The organism is Cryobacterium algoricola (assembly GCF_004402485.1).
GTDB lineage: Bacteria > Actinomycetota > Actinomycetes > Actinomycetales > Microbacteriaceae > Cryobacterium > Cryobacterium algoricola.
The window spans coordinates 188,827-210,956 of record NZ_SOFG01000023.1 but is presented as its reverse complement, the minus strand read 5'-3'; the positions used below and the strand labels follow the sequence as shown (position 1 = coordinate 210,956).

Annotated in this window: 18 protein-coding genes; 9 read left to right on the top strand and 9 right to left on the bottom strand. The window is 68.9% G+C overall.

What is annotated here, in order from left to right; translation table 11 throughout:
* Positions 1-1,159: response regulator (locus tag E3O44_RS16990; RefSeq protein WP_206751275.1), on the top strand; the 1,159-nt coding region annotated here is incomplete at its 5' end.
* Between the two features lie 23 nt (positions 1,160-1,182).
* On the opposite strand, the gene E3O44_RS16985 is transcribed toward E3O44_RS16990, so the two are convergent.
* The 7 genes from E3O44_RS16985 to E3O44_RS16955 form a co-directional block, all read right to left on the bottom strand.
* On the bottom strand, positions 1,183-2,496 hold the full coding sequence (locus E3O44_RS16985) for an RNA polymerase sigma factor (RefSeq protein WP_241976397.1): 1,314 nt from the start codon (positions 2,494-2,496) through the stop codon (positions 1,183-1,185).
* Entirely contained in the window at positions 2,478-2,855 is a 378-nt protein-coding gene (locus E3O44_RS16980) for a YciI family protein (protein ID WP_134536002.1), read from the bottom strand. The genes E3O44_RS16985 and E3O44_RS16980 overlap by 19 nt, the downstream gene beginning before the upstream one ends.
* 69 nt (positions 2,856-2,924) lie before the next feature.
* A complete protein-coding gene (locus E3O44_RS16975) occupies positions 2,925-3,662 on the bottom strand; it encodes a PIG-L deacetylase family protein (RefSeq protein WP_134536000.1) in 738 nt (245 codons plus the stop codon).
* A complete protein-coding gene (locus tag E3O44_RS16970) occupies positions 3,659-4,903 on the bottom strand; it encodes a glycosyltransferase (RefSeq protein ID WP_241976396.1) in 1,245 nt (414 codons plus the stop codon). Before E3O44_RS16970 ends, E3O44_RS16975 begins: the two co-directional genes overlap by 4 nt.
* Before the next feature lie 46 nt (positions 4,904-4,949).
* Entirely contained in the window at positions 4,950-6,179 is a 1,230-nt protein-coding gene (locus E3O44_RS16965) for a multidrug effflux MFS transporter (RefSeq protein ID WP_134535998.1), read from the bottom strand.
* Positions 6,176-7,000, bottom strand: coding sequence for an aldo/keto reductase (locus tag E3O44_RS16960; protein WP_134535997.1), 825 nt, complete (start codon positions 6,998-7,000; stop codon positions 6,176-6,178). The genes E3O44_RS16965 and E3O44_RS16960 overlap by 4 nt, the downstream gene beginning before the upstream one ends.
* Positions 7,001-7,076: 76 nt before the next feature.
* Entirely contained in the window at positions 7,077-7,667 is a 591-nt protein-coding gene (locus tag E3O44_RS16955; protein WP_134535995.1) for a TetR/AcrR family transcriptional regulator, read from the bottom strand.
* Positions 7,668-7,836: 169 nt separating this feature from the next.
* Between E3O44_RS16955 and E3O44_RS16950 the strand changes: the two genes are divergently transcribed.
* From E3O44_RS16950 to E3O44_RS16935, 4 genes are all read left to right on the top strand, one after another.
* Entirely contained in the window at positions 7,837-9,090 is a 1,254-nt protein-coding gene (locus tag E3O44_RS16950; RefSeq protein ID WP_134535993.1) for an aminotransferase class III-fold pyridoxal phosphate-dependent enzyme, read from the top strand.
* A 151-nt stretch (positions 9,091-9,241) separates the two neighbouring features.
* Positions 9,242-10,870, top strand: coding sequence for an ABC transporter substrate-binding protein (locus E3O44_RS16945; RefSeq protein WP_134535991.1), 1,629 nt, complete (start codon positions 9,242-9,244; stop codon positions 10,868-10,870).
* 108 nt (positions 10,871-10,978) lie between these two features.
* On the top strand, positions 10,979-11,992 hold the full coding sequence (locus E3O44_RS16940; protein WP_134535989.1) for an ABC transporter permease: 1,014 nt from the start codon (positions 10,979-10,981) through the stop codon (positions 11,990-11,992).
* Positions 11,989-12,864, top strand: coding sequence for an ABC transporter permease (locus tag E3O44_RS16935; protein ID WP_134535987.1), 876 nt, complete (start codon positions 11,989-11,991; stop codon positions 12,862-12,864). The genes E3O44_RS16940 and E3O44_RS16935 overlap by 4 nt, the downstream gene beginning before the upstream one ends.
* A gap of 63 nt (positions 12,865-12,927) precedes the next feature.
* Here the strand turns inward: E3O44_RS16935 and E3O44_RS16930 are convergent, their stop codons facing one another.
* Entirely contained in the window at positions 12,928-14,619 is a 1,692-nt protein-coding gene (locus E3O44_RS16930; RefSeq protein WP_134535985.1) for a dipeptide ABC transporter ATP-binding protein, read from the bottom strand.
* 202 nt (positions 14,620-14,821) lie between these two features.
* Between E3O44_RS16930 and E3O44_RS16925 the strand changes: the two genes are divergently transcribed.
* A complete protein-coding gene (locus E3O44_RS16925) occupies positions 14,822-16,999 on the top strand; it encodes a glutamine synthetase III family protein (RefSeq protein WP_134535984.1) in 2,178 nt (725 codons plus the stop codon).
* A gap of 62 nt (positions 17,000-17,061) precedes the next feature.
* On the opposite strand, the gene E3O44_RS16920 is transcribed toward E3O44_RS16925, so the two are convergent.
* Entirely contained in the window at positions 17,062-19,611 is a 2,550-nt protein-coding gene (locus E3O44_RS16920) for an FAD-dependent oxidoreductase (RefSeq protein WP_134535982.1), read from the bottom strand.
* A 168-nt stretch (positions 19,612-19,779) separates the two neighbouring features.
* Here E3O44_RS16920 and E3O44_RS16915 point away from each other — a divergent pair, with 168 nt between their 5' ends.
* The 3 genes from E3O44_RS16915 to E3O44_RS16905 all read left to right on the top strand — a co-directional run bounded on the left by E3O44_RS16915 (position 19,780) and on the right by E3O44_RS16905 (position 22,076).
* Positions 19,780-19,947, top strand: coding sequence for a hypothetical protein (locus tag E3O44_RS16915; protein WP_134535980.1), 168 nt, complete (start codon positions 19,780-19,782; stop codon positions 19,945-19,947).
* Between the two features lie 142 nt (positions 19,948-20,089).
* Complete coding sequence (locus E3O44_RS16910) at positions 20,090-20,851, top strand: HEAT repeat domain-containing protein (protein WP_174775099.1); 762 nt, start codon at positions 20,090-20,092, stop codon at positions 20,849-20,851.
* A 133-nt stretch (positions 20,852-20,984) separates the two neighbouring features.
* Entirely contained in the window at positions 20,985-22,076 is a 1,092-nt protein-coding gene (locus tag E3O44_RS16905) for a hypothetical protein (RefSeq protein ID WP_134535978.1), read from the top strand.
* Positions 22,077-22,130: the final 54 nt, after the last annotated feature.

Here is a 22,130-nt window from a genome sequence, read left to right as displayed (position 1 = left end):
GGCGATCAGTCAGGCCCTGGTGGAGATCATGGGGGGCCGGATCGAGGTGACGAGCACGGTCGGGGTCGGCTCGACCTTCGCATTCACCATCGCCTGGCGCACTGCGGTCCGGCCCGACCGGCGGACGTCCGCCGGCGTCGACTGGCTGGCCACCGGCCGCGCCGAGCGCAGACTGCGCGACGACGCCGGGTGGCGCGGCCGCGCAGAGGCGGGCCGCCGGACGAACGAGGCCGCGTCCTCGACCTCGTCGACCTCGTCGTCCTCGCCGCACTCACTGCTTGAGCCGTCCGGGCTGACCGGGCCGTCCGGGCCACCGGTCTCCGGCCTGCGGATACTCCTCGCCGAGGACAACCTCGTCAACCAGAAGGTGGCGCAGCTGATGCTCGCCAAGGGCGGGCACCGCGTCGACACCGTGAGCAATGGGCTCGAGGCGGTGCAGGCGGTGGAGGCCGCGCAGGCCCTGGCCGGTGCGGCGGGGCACGGTGGCTTCGATATCGTGCTGATGGATGTCCACATGCCCGTCATCGACGGCCTGGAGGCCACGCGCCGGATTCGGGCGCTCACCGACGAGATTCGTCAGCCGGTCATCATCGCGCTCACCGCGAGCGCGACCACCGAAGCCAGGCAGGCCTGCCTCGATGCGGGCATGGACCTGTATCTCAGCAAGCCGATCCGGCCGCTCGAACTCGCGGCGACTCTCGCCGCCGCTGCGGGCGGGGCTGCCGGGTCCACCGGGTCTACCGGGTTCGCTGGGGCGGAAGACCCGCGGCCCGGTGTCCCGGGCCGGGAACCCGTGATCGACCACGAGGTCCTCGGCTATCTCGACGAGGTCGGGTCCGAAACGAGGGATTGGCTGCTGCGCAGCTTCGCGAGCCAGGGGGAGCGGCGTCTGAGCGCGCTCCGGGCCGAGATCGACGCCGTCAACGACACGCGGGTCGTCGAGCTGGCGCATCGGCTGCGGGGCAGCAGCGCGACGGTCGGCGCGAGCGCGCTCGCGGCGGCGTGTGCCGACGTCGAGGGAACCGCGATGCGGGGTGAGCAGGTCAGCGCGGACCAGGTCGCCCGGCTCGGTTCCGCGATGGAGGACACGCTCGCCGCCTTCGCGGCGCTGCTCCCCGAAGCGGGGCCCGAGCCGGAACCCGGGGTCCGACGCCGCTGACCCGACGGCGCTGACCCCGTGGCTCAGCCCGCGCCGATCGTCTCCGCCTGCTCCCGCAGCCTCGAACGGATGCCGGGGTCTGTGCACAGCGCGATCGCCCGCTCGTAGGCGAGCCGCGCATTCGCCGGTCGTCCGGCCAGGACGAGGAGGTGCGCCCGGGTCGCCCAGGCCGGCTGGAAGCGCTCGGCACCGGGCAGCGCCGCGACCGAATCGAGTGCCGCGAGCCCGGCCGCCGCGCCCTCGACCTCGCCGATGGTCGCCGCGAGCGCGACGCGCGCGCCGAGGGTCGGCGCGATCCGCACGAGGGCGGTGTACAGGGCTAGGAGGGCCTGCCGATCCGTCGTTCCGGAGCGGGCCCTGTCGCAGTGCGCGGACTCGATCGCTGCCTCGATCTGGAACCGGCCGACCCGCCCGAGCGCGTGGGCGCGACGCAGGAGTGCCTCGCCCTGCCGGATGAGTGCGGGGTCCCAGCGGGCCGGGTCCTGCTCGTCGAGCGCAACGACCGCGCCGGACGCCCCCAGGCGGGCCGGGGCGCGGGAGAGCGACAGGGAGAGCAGCGCGGCGAGGCCGAGGGCTTCCGGCTCGTCGGGGAGCAGCCGGGCGAGCGTCACGGCGAGGTAGAGCGCTTCGGCGGCGAGAGATTCGCGCAGGCTCGGACCGGCGACGCCGCGCCAGTCGATCGCCGCGGCCCCGTAAATTGCTTCGAGCACCGCGGGCAGGCGGCCGGGCAGCTCGGCGCGGGACGGCACCCGGAACGGGATGCGAGCGTCCCGGATCCGCCGTTTGGCCCGTACGAGGCGCTGGGCCATGGTGCGCTCGGGCAGCACGAACGCGGCCGCGATCCGGGCCGCGTCGATACCGAGCACGGTCTGCAGCATCAGCGGCGTGCGGATGCCCGGATCGATCGCCGGGTGCGCACAGACGAAGAGCAGTTCGAGTCGTTTGTCGGGGAGCGAGGCGGTGTCCGGGTCTGGGTCTGCTCCGGTGTCCGCTCCGGTGTCCGGGCTCAGGTCCAGTGCCGAGTGCGCGGCGGCGACGGTCTCGTCGAGCGGCACCCCGCGCCGGACCGACGCAGACTTCCACCGGTCGCGGAGCCGGTTGCGCGCGACCGTGAGCAGCCAGGCCTCGGCGTTGGCGGGGACACCCGATTCCGGCCAGTGCGTCAGGGCGGCGAGGAAGGCATCCGCCAGGGCGTCTTCGGCGGCGGGAAGGTCCCCGCTCGGTGCGGCGAGCAGGGCGAGCAGCCGCCCGGAGGACTCCCGGGCGGCCTGCTCGACCCTGGCCGCTGCGTCCGCGTGGAACCCCGGGCGCGGCGGAGTCAGACCAGGCTGCGCCACTGTCCCTCGCGGAACAGGATCGCGGACGGCCGGATCTCGACCGCGCCGTACTGGGCGGCCGGGCACTGTTCGGCCCAGGCGATCGCAGCGTCCAGGTCGGGCACCTCGATCACGAAGGTGCCGTTCAGGCGCTCCTTCGTGTCGGCGAACGGGCCGTCCTGAACCCGCAGCGCGCTGTCGCGCACGGTGACGGTCGTCGAGGCGGACACGGGCTGCAGGATGTCTGCCGAAACGAGCACCCCGGCGGCGTCGAGCGACTTCCCGTAGGCATCGAAGGCCGCGCGCCCCCATTCCATCATCTCGTCGCTGATGTTGGCGTCTTCGGCTTCCTGGCTCATCACGAGCAGTGAGTAACGCATGAGTCTTCCCTTCGGTCGTTGAGATACTGACACCGAAATGACGAGCGAGCACGCCCCGAATCGACACCCTCAGCGGGCGCGCAGCCCGATCGACGTCGTGATTTCCTCGCGCTGGCCGCCGGAGTGCACGAGGTGCATGCCGTCGCCGGTGACCGTGAGCTGGCTCCGGTAGCAGCGGAGGGCGGCCGTCGTCACGGCGCGCTGGGCCTCGAGGTCGAGCCATTCGGCGTCTGTCGCGGGCTCGAGCACGATTTCGGCAAAGGGTGTCTGTCCGGCCAGGCACGCCGCCAGGGTCGCCTCGTGCATGCGCACGTGGTCGGGGTGACCATAGCCGCCGCCGTGGTCGTAGCTGATCACGAGCGCGGGCCGCAGCTGCTCGATGAGCGCCGCGACATCGGCCGTGACCTCGGCGAGGGGTGCAATAGAGAGGGCATCGGCTCCGACGTCAGTGGCCGGGCCGGCGAGTCCCTCCCTGATCCAGCTCATCCCCGAGTCGCGATAGCTGCGCTGCTCCCGTCCGGCGGCGCGCGCGGGCGCCTGGCCGAGCCAGAACCGGTCGGCGATCCCGAGGATATCGGCGGCCCGGTCCAGCTCGTGCTCGCGAACGCGTGCGAGCTCTTCGGTGCCTTCGAGCCCGGACAGCGGCCCGGCGACGACCTCGCCGCGCTCGCCCCGGGAGGCGGTCAGGAGCGATACCCGGGTGCCGCGCGCGACGAGCTCGGCCGCGAGGGCTCCGGTGGTGAGCGTCTCGTCGTCGGGGTGCGCGTGTACGAGCAGGACGGCAGGCAGGCCGTCGAGGATGCTCACGCGATCCGCAGCCGACGTCGGTCGTCGAATTCGTCCGCTTCGTCCGCGGAGCACGGTTCGAGCAGGCACCGGTAGACGTCCAGAAGCCCCCGGGCGCTGCGCGGCCAGTCGAGGCGTTCGGCGCGGGCGCGGGCGTCGACGGACAGTCGGCGGGCGAGGTCGGGATCGTCGAGGAGGGTCGTGATGGCTGCGCCCCAGGCCTGCGGGTCCCGGGAACCGAGCACGATCCCGGTGTCACCGTCGAGCACGGCCTCGCGGAGGCCCCCGGACGCCGAGGCGACGACGGGCACGCCGCTCGCGGCGGCTTCGAGCGCGACGAGCCCGAAGGTCTCGGAGTGGGAGGGGATGAGCACGACCCGGGCACCGCGGAACAGCGCCGCGAGATCGGTGCGGGTCTGCGGACCGAGGAAACGCACGGTGTCGGCGATCCCGTTCCGGTCGGCGAGCTCGCGGAGCCCATCGATGTAGCCGTCGAAGTCGCCGGAGGCGTCGCCCGCGATGATGAGTTCCGGCCGGAGTTCCGCAGGGACCGCTGCGATCGCCTCGACCGCGAGGTCGAGTCCTTTGAGCGGCTGCAGGCGGGCGGCGACGATCGCGTAGCCGGGGCCTGTGGCGCGGACGCCGGTCGCGGGGCGGAAGAGGTCGGCATCGACACCGGGGGAGACCACGAAGATCCGCTCGGGCGAGCCGCCGAGCCGGGTCACGATGGTGTCGGCCTCGGCGTTGCTGATCGCGACGAGGGCGTCGGATTCGCGGGCGAGCCAGGCTTCGCCGTGCATCCGTCCCGGTGACTCCGGCCGTTCGCCGGCCGAGAGCGGTGTTGAGGGATCTGCGGCGATGCTGTGGAAGCTCTGCACGTGCGGGATGCCGCGACCCTTGGCGAGGGGGAGCGCGGCCATGCCGGAGAACCAGTGATGCGAGTGGATCACGTCGTAGTCGCCGAGGGCGGCCATCCGGACCCGGAATTCGTCGATGACCGCCTCGTGCGCTCCCTTGCTGATCGGTGTCGCCGGACCGGCTTCGAGGAAGCGAAGGGTGAGACGCGGAGCGAGGACGACGGCATCCGGCAGCGTGGCCGAGGACCGGCGGGTCAGGATGTCGACGGTGTGGCCGGCCGCGGCCATGGCCTCCGCCTGCTGGCGCACCACGACGTTCATGCCGCCGGCGTCCCCGGATCCTGGCTCGTCACCCGGTGAGGTGTGCAGGGAGACGAGGGCGATGCGGAGGATGGAGGGGGACACCCGAGAATCTTAACGCAGTCGGCTGAGCCCGCCCTGCCCGGATGCGTCAGCGGGCGAGGGCCGGCACAGACCGAGGCCGCACGAGCCCCCACAAGGCCGCGCTCGCGAACACGGCGCAGGCGAGCATGACCGCTCCCATCCCGAGGGCGTCACCGGTGACGAACACGCCGACCAGCGGGGTGACGATTCCCGCGACGGTGAAGTTCATCGCACCGAGCAGCGACGCCGCGAGTCCGGACTCCGCCCCGTGGGGTGCGAGGGCGAGGCCCTGCACGCAGGGAATGCACACTCCCACGGCCATGATCGAGAACCAGAGCGGGACGACGACGAGCGGAAGCCCCCAGCCCCCGATGGCTGCGGCGCAGATCACGAGCGCGGACACCACGAGCACGGTCGTGCTGAGGGCGAGCAGCCACTGCGGGGCCAACCTGCCTGCGAGGCGCGCTCCGAGCTGGGTGCCCAGCACGAAGCCGAGGGCGTTCACCGAGAACAGCAGGCCGTACTGCGCAACCGAGAACGCGTAGACGCCCTGGAACAGAAAGGGTGAACCGGCGAGGTAGGCGAATTCGCCGCCCCACACGAAACCGCCGACCAGGGCGAGTCCGAGATACCGGCGGTCCCGGAGCAGCCTGCCCATGCGTCCGGGCAACGCGCGGATGCCCGACTGGATCCGGTTCCCGACCGGGAGGGTTTCCCGGATGCCGATCACCGAAGCGAGGGCGATCACCGCACCGTAGGCGGCGAGCACCACGAAGATGCCCCTCCAGTCGATCCACTGCAACAACTGCGAACCCAGGATCGGCGCGACGATCGGGGCGAGGCCGTTGACCATCCCGAGCCGGGAGAGCATCCGGAGCATCGGAAGTCCGGAGAAGAGGTCGCGCACGAGGGCGAGCGACACGACGCCGCCCGCGGCCGCGGCCGCACCCATCAGGAACCGGAAGACGGTCAGCGCCTCGACGTTCGGGGCGAACGCGCAGGCGAGCGACGCGAGCACGTGGACGAGGGTCGCGACGATGAGCGGGCGGCGCCGACCGATGACGTCGCTCCAGGGCCCGACGACGAGCTGGCCGACAGCGAGACCGATGGTCGTGGCCGCGAGCGTGATCTGCACCGCCGACTCCGAGGTGTGCAGTGCCGCAGCGACCGCGGGGAAGGCGGGCAGGTACAGGTCGATCGTGAACGGCCCGAGCGCGGTCAGGGCGCCGAGGATGAACACGTAACGCAGGCGGTGGCCCCGGGTGAGCAGTTCACCGGGGTGTGCCGACGCGGTCATGCCCACTCGTAGTAGGACTCGTCGACGCGGCGGCCGATCGTGAGGGCGTCGATGGTCGCCATGTCCGTTGCGTCGAGTTCGAAGCCGAGGATGTCGATGTTCTCCCTGATCCGGTCCGCGGACGCCGACTTGGGCAGCGGAATCGTGCCGAGCTGAAGGTGCCAGCGCAGGATGGCCTGCGCCTCGGTGACCCCGAGCTCCCGTGCGATCGAGCCGATCTCGGGGGTGCCGAGGGCGAGACCGCGGCCGAGCGGCGACCAGGCCTGGGTGGCGATGCCCCGTTCGGCGTGGAAGGCCCGCAGTTCCGGCTGGGAGTGCAGGGGATGCAGTTCGATCTGATTCACGCTCGGAACCGTCCCGCCGAGTGCGATCACCTCGTCGACCTGCTCGCGGGAGAAATTGGAGACGCCGATCGACCGCGTGGCACCGGATCGTTGGACCTCTTCGAGGCCGTCCCAGGCCCGCAGGTGCGTTCCGGCCGAGGACACCGGCCAGTGCACCAGGTACAGGTCGACGTAGTCGAGTCCGAGGCGATCGAGGCTGTGCCCGGCTTCTTCGCCGGCGGTCAGGTGGTGGGTGTTCCAGAGTTTCGTCGTGACGAAGAGTTCCGCGCGCGGAATGCCGCTCCGGCGGATGCCGAGACCGACGCCGCGCTCGTTGAGATAGACGGCGGCCGTGTCGATCGAGCGGTACCCGGAGGCGATCGCCGCTTCGACCGCGCGGGCGGTCGCCTCGTCGTCCAGTGCGAAGACGCCGAAACCGAGTTGCGGGGTCGTCGCCCCGGTATTGAGGGTGATCGTGGGGAGTCGGGTCGGCGGCATGAGGCGCTCCATTCGGTCGCGTTATTATCGGACAAGCGTCCAATATAAAGCGAGCCTAGCGCCTCGCCCCGTGGGCTCAGGCCCGGATGCGGGCGATTAGATCGTCGGCGAGCCGCTTCTGCAGTTCCGGGGTCATCAGGTCGGGGAACAGCACCGACTGCAGCGAGATCCCGTCGATGAACACCAGGATCTGGTCGACGAGCAGTTCGAGGTTCGTGTCCACGGCCAGATGGCCGCCCGCCGCGGTCGACGTCAGCACTCCGAGCCACCAGCCCCTTGCGACCTGCGCGGACTCCTGCCTGACCAGCTTGAGGCGGGGGTCGTTGAGCGCCCTGCCGATGTAGTTGATGTCGATGACGGCCTCGATCCGGCGGTTCTCGTCCATGGGCAGTGTCTCGTACAGCGTGGCCCTGAGCGCCTCGATCCCGGTTGACCGGCCGATTTTCTCCTCGACGCGGCGGAAGACCCGGTCGTAGGCCAGGCGGTGGGCCTGGACGAGGATGTCGTCCTTGTCGGCGAAATAGTGGGCGAGCACGCCGCTCGACACGCCGGCCTCCTTCGCGATCTGGCGCACCGTGGCCGCATCCAGTCCGCGGGTCGCGATGACCCGCCACGTGGCCTCGAGGACCTCGGCGCGCCGTTCCTCGTGGTCGACAATCTTCGGCATGTGTTGTGTCTCTCTCTCGTTCGCACCAGTCGACTGCGGGGACCCATCGGCGGGTGCCCGGTTTTTGGACGCATGAGTTAATTTACTCGCTTGTAACAGGGCAGAAACTTATTTCGGACGCGTGTCATAAAAACTGTGAGGACAGCACAGACCAGGAAGTGAGCCAGGGATGACCATCACAGCAACACAACAGACCGAACTGCCCGTCGACGCCGCGCTGCGCGCCCGCGCGGGGAAGGTCATTCCGAGCGGGATGTACGGGCACATGAACGTGACCCTGATGCCGGCCGGGTTCCCCCAGTTCTACGCCGAGGGCAAGGGCAACCGCCTCTGGGACGTCGATGGCAACGAATACCTCGACTTCATGTGTTCCTTCGGCCCGATGATCTCCGGCTACGCCAACCCGGTCGTCGACGCGGCGGCCCTCGCCCAGCAGAAGCGTGGCGACGCCCTCGGTGGCCCGACCGCACGCATGGTCGAGCTCGCCGAACTGATGGTCGACACCGTCGCCCACGCCGACTGGGCCATGTTCGCCAAGAACGGCACGGATGCGACGAGTCTCGCGGTGACGATCGCCCGGGCCGCGACGGGCCGGAAGAAACTGCTCAAGGGCGGCACGGCCTATCACGGCGCGAATGCCTGGTTCAACCCGAACCCGCTCGGCAGCACGCCGGAGGACCGCGCGAACATCATCGACTTCGAGTTCAACGACCTCGCCTCGCTCGAGGCGGCCGCTGCCGAGGCCGGAGGGGACGCCGCAGCGATCATCCTCTCGCCGTTCCGGCACGACGCCCCCGGCTCCACCGACCAGTACATCGTCGACCCGGCCTTCGCCAGGGGAGTGCGAGCGCTCGCCGACCGGATCGGCGCCGTGCTGATCATGGACGAGGTCCGCACCGGCTTCCGGCTGCACACCGGCGGCGCCTGGGAGCCGCTCGGCATCGAGCCGGACCTCACGGCCTTCAGCAAGGCGATGGCGAACGGCTACGCGATCTCATCCGTCGTCGGCATCGACTCGCTCCGGCAGCCGGCCGCCGACATCTTCGCGACCGGATCGTTCTGGTACGCCGGTGCCGCGATGGCGGCGGCGATCGCCAACATCGGCCTGCTCACGGCGACCGATACCCCCGCCCAGATGAACCGGGTCGGCCAGCTCCTGCGCGACGGACTGCAGAGCCAGGCCGCTGCGCACGGCTTCACGGTATTCCAGAGCGGGCCTCCCGCGATGCCGTTCCTGCGCTTCGAGGACGACGACAGCCTCGCGACCGCTGCGGCCTTCACCGACGCGGCGGTCCGCCGCGGCGTGCTGCTGCACCCCGCCCACAACTGGTTCCTCTCCACGGCGCACACCGAAGCGGATGTCGCGTGGGCGCTCGAGCGCACCGACGACGCGTTCGCCGAGACGCGCACCCTGTTCGGCTGAGCCGTTCGGTTGACCCGTTCGGCTGACCCGTTCGACTGACAAGACCGCCCCCACCCACCACCAGCAATCCGGCTCCGACGCTGCAGCCACCGTGAGACCCGGCGGGACAGCCGGGTTCGCAATCAACACGCAATCAACAGAGGAGACTCACGTGCACACGAAACAACGCTCCACCCGCTTCAAATGGCGCTCCCTCGTCGCGATGGCCGCGACCGCAACCCTGCTGCTGACCGGCTGCAGCGTCGGAGCGGCCACGACCGCCGTCGCGAAGCACGACCTCGTGATCGCGAGGGCGATGGACCTGACGACCCTCGACCCCGACCGCGGCTATTGCGACACCTGCCAGATCGTCTTCACGGCGCTCTACGACCGGCTCGTGATCGTGAGCCCCGAAGACTCGAAGACCCTTCAGCCCGGGCTGGCCTCGACCTTCACCGCGAACGCCGACAACACCCAGTTCACCTTCGGGCTCGACCCCGCTGCGACCTTCTCGGACGCCTCACCGGTCGAACCGAAGGACGTCAAGTGGAGTCTGGAACGCCTCGCGAATATCAAGGGCAGCGCCTCCTATCTGCTCGCGGGCATGACCTCGATCGACACCCCCGACGCGAAGACAGTGGTCGTCAACTTCGCGGCACCCAACTCGGCATTCCTCGCGATCGTCGCGGCGTCGTACCTGGGCATCGTGAACAGTGACGTCGCCAGCGAGCACGGCGCATCCGCCGCGGCCGACGCGTCGACCGCGGACACCGCGGAAGACTGGTTCCTCTCCAACTCCGCCGGCAGCGGTCCGTACATCCTCGACAGCTACACGGCCAACAGCGCCGTGAAGCTCACGGCGAACCCGAACTACTGGCGCACCAAGCCCACCTTCGACACCGTGACGCTCAAGGAGGTCACCGACTCGAGCTCGCAGCTCCAGCAGCTCCAGCAGGGTGACGTCGACATCGCCATGCAGATCAGCCCGGACGCCCTCGACCAGCTCAAGAACAGCCCGACGGTCACGACGGCGGCCGTCGATTCGTTCAACTACACCTACATCGCCCTGATGCCCGGGGCGGAGGGCGGGGCCCCCCTCGCCGATGTGCGGGTGCGCGAGGCGATCAGGGACGCCATCGACTACGACAACATCGTCAAGACCCTCGTCGCCGGCTACGGGAAGCTGCAGGGCTCTCCGATCCCGAACGGCTTCGAGGGCAGTGAGAAGGTCGCCCTGCCGAGCTACGACGTTACGAAGGCGAAGGCGCTGCTCGCGGAGGCCGGCTACCCGGACGGCTTCACGATCAGCTCGACGTACCCGAAGATCGTCGCGTACGGCGTCGATCTCGACCTCCAGATGCAGGCCATCCAGCAGAACCTCGCTTCGGTCGGCATCACGCTCGAACTGACCCCGGTCGACTTCAGCCAGTGGGCCGACGTCATCGGCGGCAAGGGAACTCCGATCACGGCCGTGTACTTCGCGCCGGACCACACGGACTCGAGCCAGTACGTGCAGTACTTCGGCCTGATCCCGAACGGCGGCTACGTCGCCAACTTCGCGTCCCTGGCCGGCAAGACGGTCAACCAGGCCGAGGTCGACGGGCTCACGACTGCGCTCGCCCAGACCGGGGCCGAGCGCACGGCGAGCTACCAGTCGCTCGCCCAGTTGATGGCCGACGACGTCAATATCCTGCCGATCGTCAACCCGCAGCTGATCATGGCCCACGCGAGCGACATCACGGGTGTGACCTACAGCCCGTGCTGCAACGTCGACCTCGGGGCGCTCGGGCTCACGAAGTAAGCCACCGCCCAGCGACAGTGCGGGGCGCGGACCCGGTCCACGCCCCGCACTGGCTGCCTGTACCGTCGCCCTGCCTGTACCGTCGCCCCGCATTTTACGGAGTTCCAGATGCTTCGCTTCATCCTCAAACGGATCGCCATCCTGCCGCTGCTTCTGCTCGGCATCGTGACGATCGCTTTCGTGATCTCCCGGCTGTTGCCGGCGAACCCGATCGCCTCGCTCGTCGGCGAACGCAACCTCAACAACCCAGAGATCGTCGCGGCCGCCAAGGCGCGCTGGGGTCTCGACCAGGACATTTTCACGCAGTACCTGAACTATCTCGGTCACCTGCTCCAGGGCGACCTCGGAACATCCTTCAGCACCAAATCAAGCGTGACGAGCGACCTGCTCAGCCGTCTTCCCGCCACCCTCGAACTCACGATCGTCGCCCTCCTCATCGGCGCCCTCGGCGGTATCGCCCTCGGCGTGATCTCGGCCAGCCGGAAGGACAGGTTCGCCGACCACCTGAGCCGGTTCTTCTCCCTGCTCGGATCGTCCCTCCCGGTCTTCTGGACCGGCCTCGTCTTCCTCTTCGTCTTCTACGCCCAGCTCGGCGTGCTCCCCGGCCCCGGCCGGCTCTCGGCCAGGATCGAACCTCCCGCGAACGTCACGGGCTTCTACACGGTCGACTCCCTGCTCGCCGGAAACATCCCGCTCTTCCTCGATGCGGTCAGCCACCTGATCCTGCCGGCGTTCATCCTGGGCTGGGGGCTGGTCGGCACGATCAGCCGACTGGTCCGGGCGTCGATGCTCGACGAGATGCACGCGGACTACGTGCGGACCGTGCGCGCGAAGGGCCTCAGCGACGGGTTCGTGATGCGGCACCATGTGCTGCGCAATTCGCTCACCCCGGTCGTGACGATCGTGGGCTTCGCGTTCGGCGCGCTGCTCACCGGTGCCGTGCTCGTCGAGCAGATCTTCTCCTGGAACGGGATCGGCTCCTATGCCGTCGGCGCCACGCGTACCCTCGACTACCCCGCCATCAACGGGGTCACCCTCGTCGGTGGCGCCATCTTCCTGCTGGCCAGCCTGGCCACCGACATCGTGTACGCCGTCGTCGACCCGAGAGTGAGGCTCGCATGACCGCGATCTCGTTGCCCAGCCTGGCCGGAAACGCCCGCGACCTGTGGAGGCGCGGGTCGGCATCCGCCTGGCTGCGGCCCCCGATGATCTTCGGCTACGTGGTGCTTGCCTTCTGGATCGTCGCCGCCATCGGTGTGCAGTGGATCGCGCCGTACGACCCGATCAAGCAGGTGGGCGAACGGCTGCTCACGCCCAGTGGGGCGCACTGGTTCGGTACGGATGCGCTCGGTCGTGACGTGTTCAGCCGCACCCTGTACGGTGCCCGCTATTCGCTTCCGATCGCCGCGGTCGCGATCGTGGTCTCCGTCACGATCGGCAGCGTGCTCGGCGCCGTCGCCGGCTACTTCGGCGGCTGGGTGGATGCGGTGATCATGCGCATCGCGGACATGACGATGGCATTCCCCGCGATCCTGCTCGCGATGGCGGTCGCCGCTTCGCTCGGCCCCGGCCTGAACAACGCGTTGATCGCGATCGTGATCGTCTGGTGGCCGATCTATGCACGGCTGATGCGCGGGCAGGTGCTGTCGATCAAGCAGCGGGAGCACGTCGAGTCGGCCGTGGCGATCGGTGCGAGCGGTCCGCGCATCCTGTTCCGGCACATCGTGCCGCAGTCGCTGACCCCGATCCTGGTGAACGCGACCATGGACCTCGGACAGGTCATCCTGCTGGTCGCGTCGCTGAGCTTCCTCGGTCTCGGCGCCCTTCCGCCCACTCCGGAGTGGGGTGCGATGATCACCGACGGCGCCAAGAACTTCTACCAGCCCTGGATTGCCGCGGCGCCGGGATTCGCGATGCTCACGATCGTGCTCGCGATCAACTTCATCGGCGACGGCCTGCGGGACGCCCTCGACGTGAAGGCCACCCGCCGCTGAGCGGAAGGGAAAGAAGCGGCGCCCGGACTGTGTCCGGGCGCCGCTTCGTTCGTCCGGCGGGGGTCAGCTCGCGATGCGGGAGCCGGGGATCGCGGCGAGCAGTTCCCGGGTGTACTGCTCCCGGGGCGAGTCGAAGATCTCGTCCGGGGTACCGCTCTCGACGATGACGCCGTTCTGCATGACGTGCACGAAGTCGCTGATCTGCCGCACGACGGCGAGGTCATGGCTGATGAACAGGTAGCTCAGGCCGAATTCGTGCTGAAGACGCGTGAGCAGGTCGAGAATCTGCGCCTGCACGAGCACATCGAGGGCTGACACCGCTTCGTCGAGCACGATGAGTTCCGGCTGAAGCGCGAGCGCGCGTGCGATGGCGACGCGCTGGCGCTGGCCACCCGAGAGCTCGTGCGGGTAGCGGGCCGCGATGTCTGCGGGGAGGGCGACTGCGTCGAGCAGTTCGAGCAGCCGGACTGCCCGGGATTCCTTCGTGCCCCACCCGTGAACGACGAGGGGTTCGACGATCGTCGCGCCGACGGTGAAGAGGGCGTCGAGCGAGGCGAACGGGTTCTGGAACACCGGCTGGACCCGGCGCCGGAAGTCGAAGAGTTCCTTCTTCGTGAATGCGCTCGTCTCGGCGCCTTCGAAGGTGATCGACCCGGAGGTGGGTGCGTCGAGCCCGAGCACGAGTCTCGTGGTCGTCGACTTGCCCGAGCCGGACTCGCCGACGATCGCGACGGTGCTGCCGCGAGGGATGCTGAAGGTCGACCCGGCGAGGGCGACGAACCGCTGCGGGCGCGACAGGAACCCGCTGCGCACGACGAACTCCTTGCGCACCGCGGAAAGCTCGATGATGTTGTCGACATGGCCCGTTCCTGCGGCCTGGTGCGTCGCGTACGGCGTCGCCTTCCGGGTCTCCCCGCGGCGCACGGCGAGGCTCGGAGCGGCGAGGAGCAGGCGCTTCGTGTACTCGTGCTGGGGATCCTCGAGGATCTGGCGCGCCGGGCCGTGCTCGACGATGCTGCCGCGGAACATGACGAGCACCTCGTCGGCACGCTCGGCCGCGAGGGCGAGGTCATGGGTGATCATGAAGAGCGCTGTACCCATCTCCTCGGTCAGCGCGGAGAGCTGGTAGAGGACCTGCCGCTGCACGGTGACGTCGAGCGCGCTCGTCGGTTCGTCCGCGATGAGCAGCTGCGGGCGGCAGGCCAGCCCGATCGCGATCAGCACGCGCTGCCTCATCCCGCCGCTGAATTCGTGCGGGAACTGCCGGAAACGGCGTTCGGGCTCGGGGATGCCGACCATGCTGAGCAGCTCGATCGCCCGGAGGCGCGCGGCGGAGGGCGTCGCACCGTGCGCCTCGAGGGCCTCGGTGATCTGGTGGCCGATCCGGTAGACCGGGTCGAGGTTCGACATCGGGTCCTGCGGCACGAGGCCGATGCCGGCCCCGCGTACCCCGGTCATCTGCGCCTCGGAGGCCTGGGCGAGGTCGATCCCGTTGAAGAGGATCTTCCCGGAGGTGATGGTCGCGTTCGGGGCGAGCAGGCGGTTGATCGCCGCTGACATCGTCGACTTACCGGAGCCCGATTCACCGACGACGGCGAGAGTGGACCGCGCGGACAGTTCGAGATTCGCGTCGGTGACGGCGGTGAACACCCCCTGGGCGGTTCGGAAGGAAATGGACAGGTTCTGGATCGAGAGCAGCGGCCGCCCGGTGGCGGTTTCCGGGGCTGCAGTCGCCGTGGCAGTTTTATCGGACATGCGTCCAACATAAACGCACCGCATTTCGGGGAGTCAATGGAGTGTTTCGTTCAGGTTTAATCTGGAAGAGAGGCCGGCGCGGGGTTCAGTGACTGAAACCGTCATTCACCGGAAACATCCTCGCCACGCGACCTCCCTAGATTTAGGCGCATCCGAATCCGCACCTAGTCGCGGAGCAGCATGCCGTAGCAAAGGGGTATTCATGAGTGGAAACAGCGCCCGCCGTCAGGCGATCAGGGACGTAAGGGCCTATGTTCCTCCGGCCCCGAGCTACACAGCGGCCGAGACGCCGGGAGAGATCTTCGGCGAAAACGTCTTCAGCAAGGTCGTCATGCAGAAGCGGCTGCCGAAATCTGTCTACAAATCCGTGATGGCCACGATCGAGCACGGTGCCAGGCTCGATCCCCTCGTCGCGGATGCCGTCGCATCCGCCATGAAGGACTGGGCGCTTGAAAAGGGTGCGACCCACTACGCCCACGTCTTCTACCCGCTCACCGGGTTGACCGCGGAAAAGCACGACAGCTTCTTCGAGCCCGTCGGCGACGGGACGGCGCTCGCCGAGTTCGCGGGCAAGACCCTCGTGCAGGGCGAGCCCGACGCATCGAGCTTCCCCAACGGCGGCCTGCGCAACACCTTCGAGGCCCGCGGATACACCGGTTGGGACGTGACGAGCCCGGCATACGTGCTCGAGAACCCGAACGGAAACACCCTCTGCATCCCGACGGTCTTCGTCTCGATGACCGGTGAAGCGCTCGACCACAAGACCCCGCTGCTGCGCTCGCAGCAGGCGATGGGCGAACACGCCGAACGCATCCTGCGCCTCTTCGGGCACGTCGATCCCGCCCGCGTCGTCTCGTTCTGCGGCCCGGAGCAGGAGTACTTCCTCGTCGACCGGCACTTCTTCCTCGCCCGTCCCGACCTGCTCAACTCCGGCCGTACCCTGTTCGGCGCCAAGCCGCCCAAGGGCCAGGAGTTCGACGACCACTACTTCGGCGCCATCCCCGAGCGGGTACTCGGCTTCATGATGGACACCGAGCGGGAGCTCTTCAAGCTCGGGATCCCCGCGAAGACCCGGCACAACGAGGTCGCCCCCGGCCAGTTCGAGATCGCGCCGATGTTCGAGCGCGGCAACATCGCCGCAGACCACCAGCAGCTGCTGATGACGACCTTCAAGTCCGTCGCCAAGAAGCACGGCATGGCCTGCCTGTTCCACGAGAAGCCCTTCCAGGGTGTCAACGGCTCGGGGAAGCACGTCAACTTCTCGCTCGGCAACAACGAGCTCGGCAGCCTGCTCGTCCCGGGTGACAACCCGCACGACAACGCCCAGTTCCTGGTGTTCTGTGCCGCCGTCATCCGCGCGGTGCACAAGTACGCCGGGCTTCTCCGTGCCTCCGTCGCCTCGGCGACCAACGACCACCGCCTCGGCGCCAACGAGGCCCCGCCGGCGATCATCTCGATCTTCCTCGGCGACCAGCTCGCCGACGTCTTCGAGCAGATCGCCCAGGGCCCGGCAACCTCGTCCAAGGACAAGGGTTCCATGGTGATCGGCGTCGACACGCTTCCCGTGCTGCCGACCGACCCGGGCGACCGCAACCGCACGAGCCCCTTCGCGTTCACCGGAAACCGGTTCGAGTTCCGCGCCCCCGGCTCGATGCAGACCGTCGCCGGTCCGATGGTCACGATCAACACGATCATGGCCGAGTCCCTCGACTACGCGGCGACCGAGCTCGAGGCCGCCGTCGCCAGCGGCGCCGACTTCGACACGGCCGTGCAGAGCCTGCTCACCCAGATCATCACCGACCACGGCGCCGTCGTGTTCAACGGCGACGGCTACTCGGACGCCTGGCCGATCGAGGCCGAGAAGCGCGGGCTCGCGAACCTGCGCACGACCCTCGACGCCCTCCCGGAACTCATCACGGAGTCGGCCATGGACCTGTTCGACAAGTACAAGGTCTTCAACCACCGCGAGATGCACAGCCGCTACGAGATCGGCCTCGAACAGTACGCGCTCACGATCGGCGTCGAGGCCCGCCTCACGCTCGAGATGGGGGCGACGGTCATCCTCCCCGCGGCCGTGCGCCACCAGACCGAGCTCGCGCTCAACATCGGCGCCCTCACGGCCGTCGGGGTCGAGCCCGATCACGCCGCACTGAGCGAGGTCTCCGCCCCGATCGCTGCGCTCCGCTCCGCGCTCGCCGTGCTGCGCAATGCGCTGGCCGGCGAATCGGAAGAGACCGCACTCAGCGAGGCCGAGCACGCCCGCGACGCGCTGCTTCCGGCGATGTCAGCGGTGCGCGCGGCCGCGGACACCCTCGAAGAAATCGTCGCAGACGACCTGTGGCCGCTCCCGACCTACCAGGAGATGCTCTTCATCCTGTAGCAGCGGGCACCCGCCCGGTCAGCCTGTTCCGGCTGGCCGGGCGGATGTGTGTCTGGACCCGATCAGATGAACAGTGTGGTGGTGGACTCGGCCGCCTCCCCGAGGAAGGTCGCGACACCGCCGAGCTCGACGCCGTCCATCAGGTCGGTCGGCGCGATTCCGAGCAGGTCCATCGTCATCGTGCACGCGATCAGGCGTGCCCCTCCGGCCTGCGCGGACGTGATGAGGTCGGGCAACGACGAGACCGAATTGTCCCGCATCACCTTCTTGATCAGCGCAGCTCCGGCGCCGAGCATGTTCATCTGTGATAGCGGCATACTGCCCGCACTCGAGGGCATCATGGTGGCGAACATCTTGTCCATCAGCTTGCGTTCCCGCTTGGGCGGGTCCGTGCGGCGCAGGGAGTTGAGCCCCCAGAACGTGAAGAACATCGAGACCTCTTCGCCCATCGCGATCGCCCCGTTGGCGATGATGAAGGCGGCGAGCACCTTGTCGAGGTCGCCGGAGAAGACCACGAACGAGGTCTTGTTCGAGGTGTTCCGGGGTGCCTGCTGTCCCGCGACGAGAACGGATGCCACCGGCCGGCTGGCCAGAGCGGCCCCGCCCTTCCGCATGGTCGCGACGTAGCCAGGGCCCTCCGGCGAGATGGCGACGAGCTCGTGCCCGTTCCGCCTGGCCCAGGCGGGAGCGTCACTGGCGAACCCGGGGTCGGACACGTGCACGACCACCTCGTCGCCGGCATCCAGCGTCTTCATCTTCTCGGAGAGCTTCATGATCGGACCGGGGCAGGCGAGGCCGGAGCAGTCGAGATCGACCTGCACGCCGGTGCCGTTGGCGAGCACGGCGGCCTGGGCGGCGGCCTTGGCCGCTGCGGCCGTGAACTCGGCGGCTTCAGCGTATGCGGTCATCGGCAGCGGGGGCTCGTCGCTTTCGGGCTCGACCTCGTGCCACGACCGGAAGGTGTCCGAACCGCCGGAGAGGGTGGCGACATCCGTGAAGCCGCGTTGCACGAGCGCCCGGTAGGCGAGGTAGCTGCGGAACCCGACCGCGCAGTACAGCCGCAGCGGACCGGTGCGGTCCCAGAGCTCGCATTCGAGGCGGATGCTGCCGAGCGGCACGTTCTCGGCGCCCGGCAGGTGCCAGATCGAGAATTCCTCCGGGGTGCGCACGTCGATGAGCCGCGCCCCGGCGGTCGCTGCCGGGTAGTCCTGGGCGTACCAGAGGGTGAGGTCGCCGCGGAGCACGTTGCTCGCGACGAAGCCGGCCATGTTCACCGGGTCCTTCGCGGAGCCGAACGGGGGAGCATAGGCGAGCTCGAGCTCCTCGAGGTCGTAGACGGTCTGGCCGGCGCGGAGGGCGGTGGCGAGCACATCGAGGCGCTTGTCGACACCGTCGAAACCGGCGGCCTGCGCGCCGAGGATGCGCCCGGTGTCGGGGGCGAAGAGCACCTTGAGCTGCATCATCGCGGTGCCGGGGTAGTAGCCGGCGTGGCCGGAGGGGTGCACGTGCACGGCCCGGTACGGCACCTCGGCGGCGAGGAGCTGCCGCTCGGTCGCGCCCGTTCCGCCGGCGACCATGTCGAAGATCTTCACGATCGAGGTGCCCTGGGTCGAGCGGTATTCGGTGCTGCGGCCGCAGATGTTCTCGGCGGCGACGCGGGCTTCCCGGTTCGCCGGTCCGGCGAGCGGGGCGAGCCAGCGGCCCGGCAGCACGGTGTGCGGAGTTTCGACGGAGTCGCCGGCCGCCCAGATGTGCGGGTCTGAGGTGCGCATGTGCGTATCGACCGTGATGCCGCCGCGGGCGCCGAGCTCGAGCCCGGCCTCCTTCGCGAGCGTGGTGTTCGGGCGCACCCCGGCGGAGAGGATCACCAAGTCGGCTGCAAGCACCGTCGAGTCGGTGAGTTCCACGTTCAGACCGCCGTCGGGCCGGGCGGCGAAGGCCGCGGCCGCGGTCGAGAGGTGCAGGGTGATGCCGCGGCTGCGGAGGTGGTGTTCGACCGGGACGGACATCTCGTGGTCAAGGGGCGGCAGGATCTGGTCGCTCATCTCGACGACGTCGACGAGGGCGCCGCGGTGCTTGAGGTTTTCGGCCATCTCGAGGCCGATGTAGCCCGCGCCGATCACGACGGTGCGCACCGGGCCGCGGGCGCCCGTCGCGGCCAGGGCGATCGCGGCATCCAGTTGGGCCTTGATTGCGTCCATGTCGCCGATCCGGCGCAACACGTGCACGCCGGGCAGGTCGATCCCCGGCAGGGGTGGACGGAGCGGTTCGGCGCCCGTGCAGAGCGCCAGTTCGTCATAAGGTTCCTCGTAGCTGCGTCCGCCGTCGACCTCGCGTACGGTCACCGTCTTCGCGGCGCGGTCGATCCGCAGCACCTCGTGTCCGACCCGGACATCGATGTCGAGGGACTCGCGCAGGCTCTCCGGTGTCTGCAGCAGCAGGCGGCTGCGATCCGCTATCACTTCGCCGACGTGGTACGGCAGTCCGCAATTCGCGAAGGAGACATGATGGCCTCGCTCCAGCACGACGATCTCTGCGAACTCGTCCAAACGGCGGGCGCGGGCGGCGACGGATGCGCCGGCTGCGACCCCGCCTACGACAACGATCTTCATGGGGGTGCCTTTCGTCGGCCAGGACGGCGATTCGGCCAACCCGGCATATACCCCCATGGGTAATTGGGGGGCTGAATCCGACACTACACCCGCGGGATACCGGGGATCGTGCAGACCTCAATACCCTAGGGGGTATAGTGGGTGCTTCAACCCACGAAGGAGCTGCCGATGTGCCACGCGAAGACCTGCAAGACCTGCGGAAAGACCACCTGGGCCGGCTGTGGCCAGCATGTCGACCAGGTCATGCGCGGCGTGCCGAAGTCACAGCGCTGCCCCGGGCACGAAAACGAACAGCCGTCCGGCGGCTTCCTGTCCCGGCTATTCGCGGGCCGCTAGCCTGCTCCGAATTCAGGAGTCGACCCTGCGCGCGCAGGGCACCGGCGGATGAGCGGCACTGGTCAGCGGGTCGACCCCGGATCCCGAGACTCGACTCCTGAATTCGGCACACGCGGGACGGCATCGTGGCAGAGTCAGGAGGGTGAAGAACGAGTTGGTGGCCCAGCTGCGGGATCTACCGGATGACGGGCTTGACGCCTACCTGACCGAGCATTCCGGGCTGCCGGGCCCCCGGGGCAACCTCGAACTTGCAGACGCCTTCGCGGTGACCGCGGACAGCGCCACGATTCTGCGCCTGGCCGAATCGGACGACGAATACCTGCGATTCTGCGGCACGGAGGCAGTCGGCCGGCTCGCGCTCGAGCAACCAGCGAACCCGACACTGCGCCTGCTGTTGCGCGAGCGCGCCGGCGACCCGCTCTGGCGGGTGAGAGAGGCCGCCGCGCGGGCCCTGCAAATCGTCGGCGATGCCGACCCCGCCCTCATGCTCGCCCTGGTGACGGAGTGGAGCGCGGATCCGAGCCCGCTGGTTCGCCGTGCCGCGATCGCCGGAATCTGTGAGCCGCGCCTCCTGAAGAGCCCGCAGGCCTGTGCGGCGGCGCTCGCCGCCTGCCTGAACTGCACGGAGTGGATCGCGGCGCTGCCGGCTGACGGGCGTCGCGATCCGGGGGTGCGCACCCTGAGGCAGGCGCTCGGATACTGCTGGAGCGTCGCGATTGCCGCAGACCCCGGGCCCGGCCTCGCGGCCTTCGAGCGGATGCGCGCGGTCGCCGACCCGGACATCCGCTGGATCGTCCGGACGAACCTGACCAAGGCGCGCCTGCGCCGTCTGCTCGAGGCGAGAGAGGCGCCTGCGCCTCTCTCTCGGCCTGCCGTCCCCGGCCATCCGATTGCCACGGAATAGAGTCTGATTCTCGGCCCTGACCTGCCTATCCGTTGCCGGACTTCGGCACTAGGATCGAAAATGGGACTTCGGAGCACCTCAGTTGTGCTGGATTTCGGAGCGGGGGCGCTGCGGCGCCGAAATCATGGGGGAGATGGACATGCGTACTCGTTCACGTTTGGCCGCGTGTGTTGTGGCTTTGACAGGGCTGGTTCTGCTCGCCGGTTGCGCGGGCCCAGCGCCGGCCGCGCCCGCCTCCGTCCCGGCGACGGACCTGACGACCAAGACTTCGACGCCTGCGACCGCGCCGCCCGGGCAGACCCGCCCGGCCGCTGTCTTCGGCGGCGATTGCGCCGCAGTTTTCACTGTGGACGAGGTGCGTGCGGCCGTTGGTGCGGACGTGACCAGTTGGGCGGCTGCCAGGGCGAGTTCACTAGCGGTGAATCCCTACTATGCCGTGGTGCCCGCGCGTGGTGGCATCGACTGCCAGTGGTCCGAGAAGGAGAGCCCCACGTCGGCCTATCTCAGTGCCATAGTGGTGGCCGCTGCATCGGTACCGACCGACACGGTGGACCAGATCGCCTGCTATGGAGCCGACGTGGCTGGTTCTGCGGAGTCGGGGGCATGCCGTATCAGCGCTACTGTGGCGGGATATTGGCTCAGTGCTGACGTCTATACGGCAGTCGGAACCGTTAACGAGGACGCCCGCAACGCAGCGACAAAGCTTGTCGCCACGTTCTCGGGTCGCGCACAAGCGGCGGGTGCCCCGGAGGTGGTGGCAACGCCCAGCGGCGCCTGGACGCGTGAGGACTGCGCAGCACTATCGACCGCTGCAGACATCACGCACGCTGTCTCCAGCCCCGGACTCACTGTCAGGTCCAATGACTCAGAGGGTACCGAGGGCTCAGAGGGACGTTTCGCGGCCAAAACGACCACAGGCGCATTCGCATGCGGCTGGTCGCAGTCGCCGATACCGGAAGGCCAGATTGGATCCTTTAGCGCCATCGCGTTGCCCGGTGGGGCCTGGGCGCAGGTGGATATCGCGCGGACGACCGGCGCCGAGAAGGTGTCAGTTCCCGGAGTCGACGGTGTGATCCGGATTCCGAATGAGGGTGGCGGCTATACCTTCGACGTTTTCGATGGAGTCAACTGGCTGCGGCTGTCGACGAATACCTCGACGGAGTCGAATCTTGACCAGTTGATTCCGGCGATCCCAGCGCTCGTCAACGCTCTCAACGCCGCCTGAGCGGCGTCGGGTCGAGCCCCCGACGAACCGGAACGGCGCGTCAGGGAAGACGAC